Annotated in this window: 10 protein-coding genes; 9 read left to right on the top strand and 1 reads right to left on the bottom strand. The window is 72.8% G+C overall.

The features are described from left to right. Both mobC and ABZ885_RS29790 read left to right on the top strand, forming a co-directional pair. On the top strand, nucleotides 1-541 hold a 541-nt coding region (gene mobC, locus ABZ885_RS29785), incomplete at its 5' end, for a plasmid mobilization relaxosome protein MobC (RefSeq protein WP_360195207.1). Next, nucleotides 531-2,267: a mobilization protein gene (locus tag ABZ885_RS29790; protein WP_360195210.1), complete on the top strand. Its 1,737-nt coding sequence runs from the start codon at nucleotides 531-533 to the stop codon at nucleotides 2,265-2,267. The genes mobC and ABZ885_RS29790, both read left to right, overlap by 11 nt. A gap of 211 nt (nucleotides 2,268-2,478) precedes the next feature. On the opposite strand, the gene ABZ885_RS29795 is transcribed toward ABZ885_RS29790, so the two are convergent. Next, nucleotides 2,479-3,030: a hypothetical protein gene (locus ABZ885_RS29795; RefSeq protein WP_360195212.1), complete on the bottom strand. Its 552-nt coding sequence runs from the start codon at nucleotides 3,028-3,030 to the stop codon at nucleotides 2,479-2,481. A gap of 188 nt (nucleotides 3,031-3,218) precedes the next feature. Between ABZ885_RS29795 and ABZ885_RS29800 the strand changes: the two genes are divergently transcribed. The 7 genes from ABZ885_RS29800 to ABZ885_RS29830 all read left to right on the top strand — a co-directional run bounded on the left by ABZ885_RS29800 (nucleotide 3,219) and on the right by ABZ885_RS29830 (nucleotide 9,467). Continuing rightward, complete coding sequence (locus ABZ885_RS29800) at nucleotides 3,219-4,538, top strand: MFS transporter (RefSeq protein WP_360195215.1); 1,320 nt, start codon at nucleotides 3,219-3,221, stop codon at nucleotides 4,536-4,538. A gap of 62 nt (nucleotides 4,539-4,600) precedes the next feature. Continuing rightward, entirely contained in the window at nucleotides 4,601-4,840 is a 240-nt protein-coding gene (locus ABZ885_RS29805; protein WP_360195217.1) for a hypothetical protein, read from the top strand. Beyond that, nucleotides 4,837-5,967 (top strand): GNAT family N-acetyltransferase, encoded by a 1,131-nt coding sequence (locus tag ABZ885_RS29810; protein ID WP_360195220.1) that lies wholly within the window; start codon nucleotides 4,837-4,839, stop codon nucleotides 5,965-5,967. The genes ABZ885_RS29805 and ABZ885_RS29810 overlap by 4 nt, the downstream gene beginning before the upstream one ends. 56 nt (nucleotides 5,968-6,023) lie before the next feature. Next, nucleotides 6,024-7,292, top strand: coding sequence for an ATP-grasp domain-containing protein (locus ABZ885_RS29815; protein WP_360195223.1), 1,269 nt, complete (start codon nucleotides 6,024-6,026; stop codon nucleotides 7,290-7,292). Between the two features lie 124 nt (nucleotides 7,293-7,416). Then, a complete protein-coding gene (locus tag ABZ885_RS29820; protein ID WP_360195226.1) occupies nucleotides 7,417-8,412 on the top strand; it encodes a hypothetical protein in 996 nt (331 codons plus the stop codon). A gap of 71 nt (nucleotides 8,413-8,483) precedes the next feature. Further along, the gene (locus ABZ885_RS29825; RefSeq protein ID WP_360195229.1) at nucleotides 8,484-8,990 is read left to right on the top strand and encodes a HEPN domain-containing protein; all 507 of its coding nucleotides are present in this window, start codon (nucleotides 8,484-8,486) and stop codon (nucleotides 8,988-8,990) included. Between the two features lie 72 nt (nucleotides 8,991-9,062). Continuing rightward, nucleotides 9,063-9,467, top strand: a complete 405-nt coding sequence (locus ABZ885_RS29830; RefSeq protein WP_360195232.1) for a hypothetical protein — start codon at nucleotides 9,063-9,065, stop codon at nucleotides 9,465-9,467. The last annotated feature ends 77 nt before the right edge of the window (nucleotides 9,468-9,544 follow it).

The following is a 9,544-nucleotide window of genomic DNA, read 5'->3' on the forward strand; positions in this document are numbered from 1 at the left end:
GTCGAGCGGGGGCGCTCGACTCGTCCTCGGTCTCCCGGCACCAGGGGGTGCCGGGAAGGAGAAGGAGGAGGAGACGATCGAGCTGCTGAACGACGCCACCGAGCCGACCGCTGAGTCGATTGCCGACGCGCCGCCCGCGCGCCGCCCGCGCCGTCGCCACCGCGACCCCCAGAGCCGCACGTGCAAACTGACCGTGCGTCTGAACACTGAAGAGAAAGCCGAGATCGCCACCGCCGCCGCTGCCCGCGCCGTCACCGTCGGTCGCTTCCTCGCGACCAGCGCCATCAGCGCCGCCCGCGGAACACCCGCTGACCGCGACCCGCAAGACCGCCTCGACCGCGCCGTCGACGAACTCGCTGCCTCCCGCGCGCAGCTCGCCCGCGTCGGCAACAACCTCAACCAGCTGGTCTTCGGTCTCAACGCCGCCGGCTACGTACAGCCGGCAGAGCTGGCCCCGACGCTCGGAGCCGTCCGCGCCGCGGTCGCCGTGGTCGACGATGCCGCCGCCCAGCTGGTCGCCGGTGGACCGAGTGGTCCCTGACATCAGCCGCGGCAGCAAGACGTACGGCCTGTTGGCCTACCTCTACGGCCCCGGCAAGCACGACGAGCACTTCGACCCACACCTGGTGGCGAGCTGGGACGGCTTCGCGCCCGACCCCGGCCGCGACCCCTCGGCGAACCTGAAGCAGCTGGAGCAGGTCCTGGACCTGCGGGTCAACCAGCTCGGACCGAGGCGGCCAAAGAAGCACGTCTGGCACTGCCCCGTCAGCGCGGACCCCGACGACCGGCTGCTCTCCGACGAGGAGTGGGCCGAGGTCGCCCGCCGCGTCGTCGCTGCCGCCGGCATCGCCGAGCCCGGCGACCCGGACGGATGCCGCTGGATCGCGGTCCGCCACGACCCGCGCCACATCCACATCATGGCCACCGTCGTACGCGGCGACGGGCGCCAAGCCCGCCTCAACGGTGACGCCCAGCGCGCCCAGGACGAGTGCCGGCAGATCGAGAAGGATCTCGGCCTCAAGCAGCTCAACCCCGGCGACAAGACCGCCGCCAAGCGCCCGACCAGCGCGGAAACCCACAAAGCCGAGCGGCTCGGACGACCGGAACCCGTACGCCTCCAGCTGCGGGACCAGGTGCGCCGCGCCGTCGCGGGCTGCGCGAGCGAAGCCGAGTTCTTCGACCGCCTCGCCGCCGCCGGCCTGCTGGTGCAGCGGCGCATCGGACCCTCCGGAGACACCCTGGGATACTCGGTCGCGGACCCCGACGACCGCAACGGCAAGGGCGACCCGGTCTACTTCCCCGGCTCGAAGCTGGCCCCCGACCTCTCCCTCCCGCGCATCCGCAAGCGGCTGAGCGGCGGCCTCCGGGCCGCCGGGGCGAGCACCGCCGAGCCGGGCGACCCGGCCACCGGCACGGCCCGTGTGCCCGGCTCCAAGGCCGCCCGCGCCCGCCGGGATGCCGCCGCCGCGGTCGACGACGCCACCCGGACCATAGAGGAAGGGAGCGAAGAGGACGCAGCGGGGCAGCTGGTCGGCGCGATCGAGATCATCGACGTGCTGGCCGTCCGCGCCCCAGCCGACACCAGGGCCCAACTCATCTCTGCAGCACGGGCATTCGAGCGAGTATCACGCTCCCATGTGCGCGCCGAGCGGGCCGACAACCGGGCAGTGCGAGCAGCTGCCCGCGAGATGCTCAGCAGCGGCTACACCGGGAACCGGGGCGAGGACGGCGGCGTGACCGCCATGCTGCTGTCGGCCCTGATCCTGCTGGCCATCGCCTCCGCCCGGTGGCACTCCGCGCGCTCGCACGCCCAGCAGGCCGCCGCTGCCAGCGCGGCGGCCGAGCAGCTGCGGGCGGCCTATGCCACGGTTGCCGCCCGCCCGATGGCGGCCATGGCCGCGCGGGGTCGCTCCTTGCCGTCGCCGGTGCGCGAGCGCCAGGACGCTGCGATCCGGGCGAAGCTGCCCGAAGCCGTGGCCGGCGAGCACGGCGGGAGCGACTGGGACGCGCTCGCGGCCACCCTCGCGGAGGCGGAGGCGGCAGGCCACGACCCGGCCGCGCTCCTGGAGAAAGCCAGGAACCGCCGCGAACTCGACACGGCGGACTCCGTCACCGCCGTCATGGTCTGGCGGGTCCGCCGGATCGCGAAGCTGTCTGCCGCGCCCTCGGCCAATCCCGAGACGTCCGGCACCCGTACCAAAGCCGGAAGGCCGGCAGCCCCTGCGCCCGCGCCCGCGCCCGGGCACCAGGTCCGCAGCCGACGCTGAACTCTCCGGGCACTCCCCTCCTGCAGCCCGTAGGAGAGCAGTGCCCGGGGCGACCGGATGGAGCGCCGCCGGGGCCGGTAGATCGTCCTCCGGGCCGTGCCGGGACCACTTCCCCATCCCTCCAAGCCCCTGTTGCGAGCCTCTCGTGGCCGTCGGGTCCGCCCGTTTCGATGCCGTCGATGTGGATCCGGAACCCGCCATTTCAATCCGGTCAGCGGCGTTCGACGCTGAACCCGCTGTCGTGGAGCGCGGCGGTCCACACCGTCCGATCGAACCACTTGGTGAGGTCCGGCTTGAGGGAGGTGATCGTCGCCATCCGGGCCTCCCAGTCGTGGCCGGCGTCACCGCGGGCGCCCTCGCATCCCGCGCAGCCGTCCTCTCCGTGGATGTGACCTGCCATCCAGGCGTTCACCGCGACGTTGACGATCACGCTGTAGAGGTCGCCGCCCGACTCGGCGAGCGCGTCGGGCACGCCCGCAAGGATCAGGGCCAGCTCAGGGTTGTCGACAGGGGGCATCGGCGCCTGTCCTGCCGTGTCGTCCCCGGCACCTTCCTGGTGCTGCTTGGCGATGGCGTCAGCGAGCACGTCGGGGTTGAAGTACGCCCAGGCGGAGCGCACCTGGATACCCAGCTGCTGGGCGACCGCTGTCACCCTCTCCTCGATGATGTCCTCCACCGTCCCGGGCCTGACGGTGACTCCTCGGCGGGCCAACGCTGCCAGAGTCTCGGCGGCGGCTTCCTTGAACGCCTTCGATTTCCTCACGCGCGACAGCCTAGAGGAGGCCAGGCAGGAGCCATGCTCCGTTCCCCCGAGCGCAGCCCTTATCACATGATCGGCGCGATGCGTCGGGCTGCGTGGCGCGGAGTCTTGGGGTCCGCCCGCCGACGGATGCGACCAAGGCTTCGTCGGCGGGCGTACCACCGAGCCGCCGACGCCAGCAGGAGCAGCACATGTCCGTCTTCCCGTTCACGGAGCCCGGCGACCGCGCTGGGCGTGCCCTGCGGCGGGCGCCGCAGAGCGACCGGGACTGGCTCCTGCGCTGCTACATGCTGCGCGGCACCGACGCCCTCGCGGGGTCGGTGATCACCTACGCCGTGCCGCTGCTGGTCCTCACCCTCACCCACTCGGTGATGTGGACCGGGCTGGCGTTCCTGCTGGAGTGGGTGCCGAGGCTGGCGGCGATCGTACTCGGCGGGCCGCTGGTCGACCGCCACAGCCCGCAGACCGCGGTCCTGGCGACCAGCCTGCTCCGAGGAGCGGCAGCCGTGCTCACCCTGGTGGGCGTGAGCCTGGGTGCGGGCCTGCCGGTCGTCCTCGGCTTCGGCGTGATCGCCGGCATGCTCGCCGAAGGCAGCTTCCTGGCGGTCGAGTCCCTCGGCGCGGAGGCGAGCCGACGGGCCGGCGCCCAGACCCACCGGGTGCAGTCGAGGTTCACCGCCATAGACCAGAGCGCCGCCCTGCTCGGCCCACTGATCGGCGGCGCGCTCCTGCTCGCAGGCCCCGCCCTCCTGCTGTCCACCGTCGCGATCCTGTCCACCGTCACCATCACCACGGCCCTGGTGATGAGCACCCAGCGCGTACGCCTGCGACTGGTCGCGGACACCGGCCGCGAGCGGGCCCGCGACGCGCTGGCCGGCGGCCTCGACGGCGTCCTGCGCACCCCGGCCCTCGCCTGGCTGGTCGGCACGCTCGCCGCCGCCAACTTCGCGTCCGGCGTCCTGCAGGTCTCCACTCCGATCACCATCACCGAGGACCTGCACCACAGCACCGCGGCGACCGGGCTGGTCTGGAGCGTGGCGGCAGCCGCTTCCTTGGTCGCCGTCCTCGCCTCGAAGTCCGCCATCGACCGCTTCGGGCTTTTCCCCGTGATCCTCGCTTCCTCCGTTGTCACCTGCACCGCCGCCGCCGCGGCAGCGTTTGCCCCGAGCCTGCTCACCTACACCGCGGCGGTGGCCACCCTGATGGCCGCCGAGGGCGCGGCGACCGTGGCCCTGCGCACAGCCCGAGCCCGCCTGATCCCCGCCCGGCGCTTCGCCGCGACGCTGTCGGTCTGCGTCCTGCTCGTCCTGGTGCCGCTGCCGCTGGCCGGCCTGCTGGTCGCTGCCGTCCCGGCGGCCAACGTGCGGGCGCTGCTGTTCGCGAGCGCCTTGGCCGTCGCCGTCGCCACCACCGTCTGCCTTATGGGTCTCCACCGGCACCGGCACGCCTACGAGAACCCGGCCGCCGAGCCCACCGCCCAGGAGAAGGCGCTGCGGGCCGAGGCTTCCTGACCGCCCCTCCCGGCCCAACACCTGACCATCCGCCTCGCCCCACTACGGAGACGCCTGTGGCCATGACCGCTCGCCGCCGCCCCTTCCGCATCACCCTCGCTTGCGGCTGCACCATCAAAACCCGCAACACGCCCTTCGGACCGCACGTCACCTACCACTGCGGCAGCGGCCTGCGCCACGGCTACACCCTCGCCTGGGTCACCTGGACCGACACCGACACCGGCCGCACCAGCACCCACCCCGACTGGCAACCAACCGAACGTCAACTCGCCTGCCACCCCCTGGAGACCGCCGCCGCATGACCTTCCCCACCGCCGCCGTACCCGAGACCACCATGCGCTGGCACGGGCACCCGGCCGACGCCCCGGCCGACACCCACCGTGCGCCCCATCCCTCGCGCACCCGGGCCTGGGCGAGCGCGTGGTCGGCCCTGACCACCGAGCGAATCCTGGCCCACCGCCACCTGCACCTGACCGACCCCGACAGCGCCGAGGCGGAGACCGTCTCCTTCTTCCTCGTCGACGCGACCGGCTCCCCGTACTGGACGAGCCAGGAGACCGACGCCGGCCTGCCGCCCGTGTGGCCGGGCCCGGTGCTGTACGCGGGCAACAGCCCGCACGCCGAGTACGGCGGCGCCGGCACCGCGACCACCGCGCTCGCAGCCGCCACCGTCCGGGCCGGCCTCGACCTCGCTGCCGAGCTCGGCGCCCGAGCAGTCGTCCATCCCGGGCTGAACGAGGCCCAGGCCGACCGGCTGACCGCCGCCGCCCGCGCCACCAGTGCGGGACCGGTCCTGGACCTGGCCACCGACGTCGCTTGGACCCGCACCCTCGGACCGACCCTGGAGCAGTGGTGGCAGGGCATGCCGACGCGTCAGCGCAGGGACATCCGCCGCCGCTGGCGCCGCGGCACCGAAGCCGGCCTCGTCCTTGACCCGCTCACCAGCACCGCCGACATCCTCCGCGCCGTCCCGGACTTCGCGCCGCTGGCCGCCGGCACCGCCGACCGCCACGGCACCGCGTTGTACGGCACCGACATGTTCGAGCAGCTCGTCGCCGTGCCCGGCACCGTCCTGCTCGCCGCCCGCCACGAGGGTCGCCTCGTCGGCGGGATCTACGGCTGGTTGTACGACGGCTGCCTCTACCTCTGGGCCTCCGGCCTCGACTACGAACAGCCCCTCGCCCCGCTCGTCTACACGTGGCTGATGTGCGAGTCCGCCCGCTGGGCGACCGACCAGGGCGCGATCCTCATCGACGCCGGTCGCGCCAACCACCTGGCGAAGGCGCGCCTCGGCTACCGGCCGCGCATCCTGCGCACCGTCGTCCACCTGACCGGCCACCAGCCCGCCACCGAGCACGCGCTGCGACGGCTGTCCAAGTGCCTCGGGGACCAGGCCGCCCCGCACCTGCCCCCGTCGACCCGCTGGTGAACCCCGCCGTTCCCACCGTTCCACGCGCCGCGCTGCCCCGTACCGGAAGGACCAGCATGACCACCACCAACGCCCCGACGAACGACACCCGTGACGAGGGGGTGCTCCTGGTCCTGGGCTCCGGGGACAGGGCCTACAGGTCGTACTGTCTCGCCTCCGCCGCCGGGCGCAGCCCGCTGGTCCTGGTGGACACCACCGATCCGACCTGGCAGCTGGACCACGTCCGCGACCACGAGGTGGCCCACCTGGGCGACCTGGAGCAGCTGCGGTGGGCGGTCGCCCGCCTCGCCGAGCGCCACGACATCAAGGGCGTCGTGACCTGGGACGAGTACGCGCTGGTCCCAGCCGCGCACGTCGCCGCCGACCTCGGCGTTCCCGGGCAGTCCTCGGCCACCGCCGCGGCCTGCCGCAACAAGGCCGCCTCGCGGGCGGTATGGGCGGCGGAAGGTGTGCCGTCCGCCCAGTCGATCCGGGTCACCTCCCTGGTGACCGCCGCCCGCGCGGCCCGCCGCATCGGCTACCCCGTGGTCCTCAAGCCGGCCTCCCACGCCGGGAGCATCGGCGTGATCAAGGTGGAGCACCCCGACGACCTGCCGGGCGCGTTCGCCTACGCCAACGGCCGGGCCGAGAACCAGGGCGAGGAGGGCAGCGGCCTCCTCGTCGAGGAGTACCTGGCCGGACCCGAGATCTCGGTCGAGTGCGTCACGGTGCACGGCATCACCACCGCCGTCGCCGTCACCCGCAAGGAGCTCGGACCGGAACCGCACTTCGAGGAGGTCGGCCACGTCGTGGTCGCCGGAGACCCGCTGCTCGCCCAGGCCGGCCCGATCGCGGAGTCCGCCCTGGACGCCCTCGGCGTGAACGCCGGCATCTCGCACGTCGAGATGCGCCTGACCGCCGACGGGCCCCGGCTGATCGAGGTCAACGGGCGCATCGGCGGCGACCTGATCGGACACCTGGTGCACCTCGCCACCGGGATCGACCTCGCCGCCGCGGCGGCCGACATCGCGCTCGGCCGCGAACCCGACCTCACCCCCACCCGCTCCGCCGCCGCCGGCGTCCGCTTCCTCTACCCGGACGACTCCGGCACCGTCCGCACCGCCCGCCCCCGACCCGAACTGGGCAATCCCGCCTGGCTGGAGCGCCTGGTGTGGGAGTGCGAGCCGGGCGATCAGGTCCTCCTGCCCCCGGCCGGTGACCTCGGCACCGCGCGGCTGGGACACCTGGTGGTCACCGGCACCGACGCCGCCCAGGTCCACGAGCACCTCGCCCACGCCGAGGGCCTGCTCGACATCGAGGTCGACCCCGCCCCGACGGAGGGCTGACACCGAACCTGCGGAGGGCCCGGCGCACTGCTCGCGCCGGGCCCGCCCCGCCACCGTAGCTGTCCGTACCGGTCGGCGGCACCCCCTGCCTGAGCCCACCCAAACCCCCCCCGATCAGGACCCCGTGGACCTCCCCTCCTACGCCACCGCCCTCGCCGCCCGCCTGCCCGGCACCTGGACAGCCGAGCATCACCTCGACCTCGACCCGGACATGGCCGACATCGTCTCGATGCTCACCCTCGGACCCGTCCGGGCAGCCGACTTCCGCAGCGCCTCCGTCCTCACCGACCCCGCCCGGCCGATCGGCCTCCTCGTCACCCAGGAGCAGCCCGCCGCCGGTCCCGCCTATTACGTGATCCGCTCGCTCGCCCTGACCGACGGGCACGCCTACACCCGGCAGGCCGCCGCCGACGACCGGCTCCACCTCGCGGTCCCCGCCACCCCGGAGACCGCAGCAGAGGGCATCGAGCGCACCCTGCTGCCGTGCCACGACCGGCTCCTGGCCCGTCACCGGCTGGCCGTCCTCGAAGAAGCCCTCCAGGGGGCCCAATGGGCTGCCGACCACTGGGACTTGATCTCCGACCGCCTTTGTGATGACGACGGCTGGCCGCTGGACGAGCAGCTGTACAGCGACGGCAAGGTCCGCCGAGACGCCGACACGCTCGCCCACCTCCAGAGGGTGCTGCCCCACGCCGACGCCCTCCTTCGAGACGGCCGCGCCGCCCAGCGCCACCTTCCCCCTGGGGATAAAACCGATCGGATCGGTTACCAGCTGCGCACCCTGGCCGACAGCTTCGCGAGTGCCACCCGGACTCTGGACGAGTGGACGCCCACCCTGAGCCGCCACATCCGGACGGACGGGGCACCGATCGAGCCCGGCCACACGACCGCGGTCGAGGAACGCAACGCGGAGCTCTGGTCGGACATCGACACCTGGCTCACCACCGGCCCGGCGCTCGCCGCCCTCCTGCACGGTGAAGTTGGCCCCGCCGCGCCTGCCGGTCGCACTGCCGCAGCGGAGGCACGCTCGCCGAGTCTCCGTGCAGCCGGCCCGCCCCGGGCCGCTGAGCAGCAGGCCAGCAGTACGCCGGCCGACCGGCCACCAGCACCCCACCGGTGACGTCACACGCACGAGGGACGCGAAGCGAAAACCGCATGCCTCTTCGCCCTGCTGCGTCCAGAATGCCCGGCATGACCTACGAGAGCCCGTTCGGGGCGATGGATGTCGAGCACGAGTGGCCCGCCGCGCTGTGCCTGTCCCGTACCCACTGCGCGGACGCCTCCGAGGAGACCATCGGCGAGTTCTACCAGGGCGCCGTCGCGCTGATCACCGCAGGCATCGCCCAGCCGGCCTTCTTCCTCGCCCGACAGCTGGCCGAACTCTCCCTGAAGGCGCTCCTCGGGCCCGGCCAGAAGCACGGCCACGACCTCGGGAAGCTGCTGAACCGCCTGGAGGAGAAGGGCGACGACCTGTTCGCCGCCGGCGGCGACCGGTACCTGATCGTCGACTTCATCCGGGACCTTCACCGCCGTGACCCGAAGGGCGACCAGGGGCGCTACCCGACGACGAGCGACGGGGCACCCGCTCTGGCCGCAGTGTGCTGTGCCAACCCGGTGCTGTTCCGCCGGTACGTCGACGACCTGTTCGGCTACGTACAGGGACGGATCGGCACCTCAGTCAAGGTCACGCCTGGGTAACGAAATGCCGATTCGGGAATAAAATCGGCGATCACCTGGTTAGGTCCAGCACTTGCAACGAAAGGGCTTTACTTGTCGGATCTGCCGAGACCTCACGACGGCCAGGGTTCCAACGACCCGTTCGAGCCGGCTGACCTTCCGCCGCTCGATCAAATCGAGTTCTCGATCCCCGACTTCCCCTCGCTCGCCCCGGACCAGCCCGTGATACGTGCGGTCCCGCACCACGACGAGCTCAACCCGCACGGCATCGTGATCACTTGCCAGGAGTGCAAGGCGCTACGCGACTGGCTGCTCCTCAACATTCGTGCGCACGTTTTCGTCCGTTGCCGCTGCGGCCACGAGTGGCTGGAGGACGCCCTGACGGTCGAGTTCTTCGAGCTGCACTTCTCGGCACCCGAGGTTGCCTGGGACGACTACGAGACCGCCATGGCCTCGACCGGATTCGATGGTGCCTGGGCCGGCACCTATCTCAACTGAGCCGGCGGGCGCGGCCTGACGGCCGGCCTTTGGTGGACTCCGGCGAATGGCGACGGGGCGGCACCGCGAGAGATCGC

The organism is Kitasatospora sp. NPDC047058 (genome assembly GCF_040643935.1).
Taxonomy (GTDB): domain Bacteria; phylum Actinomycetota; class Actinomycetes; order Streptomycetales; family Streptomycetaceae; genus Kitasatospora.

What these genes read in the sequence shown, in the direction of transcription:
- ABZ885_RS29800 (WP_360195215.1), top strand. Translation starts at nt 3,219, where the DNA reads ATGTCCGTCTTCCCGTTCACGGAGCCCGGCGACCGCGCTGGGCGTGCC.
- ABZ885_RS29805 (WP_360195217.1), top strand. Translation starts at nt 4,601, where the DNA reads ATGACCGCTCGCCGCCGCCCCTTCCGCATCACCCTCGCTTGCGGCTGC.
- ABZ885_RS29810 (WP_360195220.1), top strand. Translation starts at nt 4,837, where the DNA reads ATGACCTTCCCCACCGCCGCCGTACCCGAGACCACCATGCGCTGGCAC.
- ABZ885_RS29815 (WP_360195223.1), top strand. Translation starts at nt 6,024, where the DNA reads ATGACCACCACCAACGCCCCGACGAACGACACCCGTGACGAGGGGGTG.
- ABZ885_RS29825 (WP_360195229.1), top strand. Translation starts at nt 8,484, where the DNA reads ATGACCTACGAGAGCCCGTTCGGGGCGATGGATGTCGAGCACGAGTGG.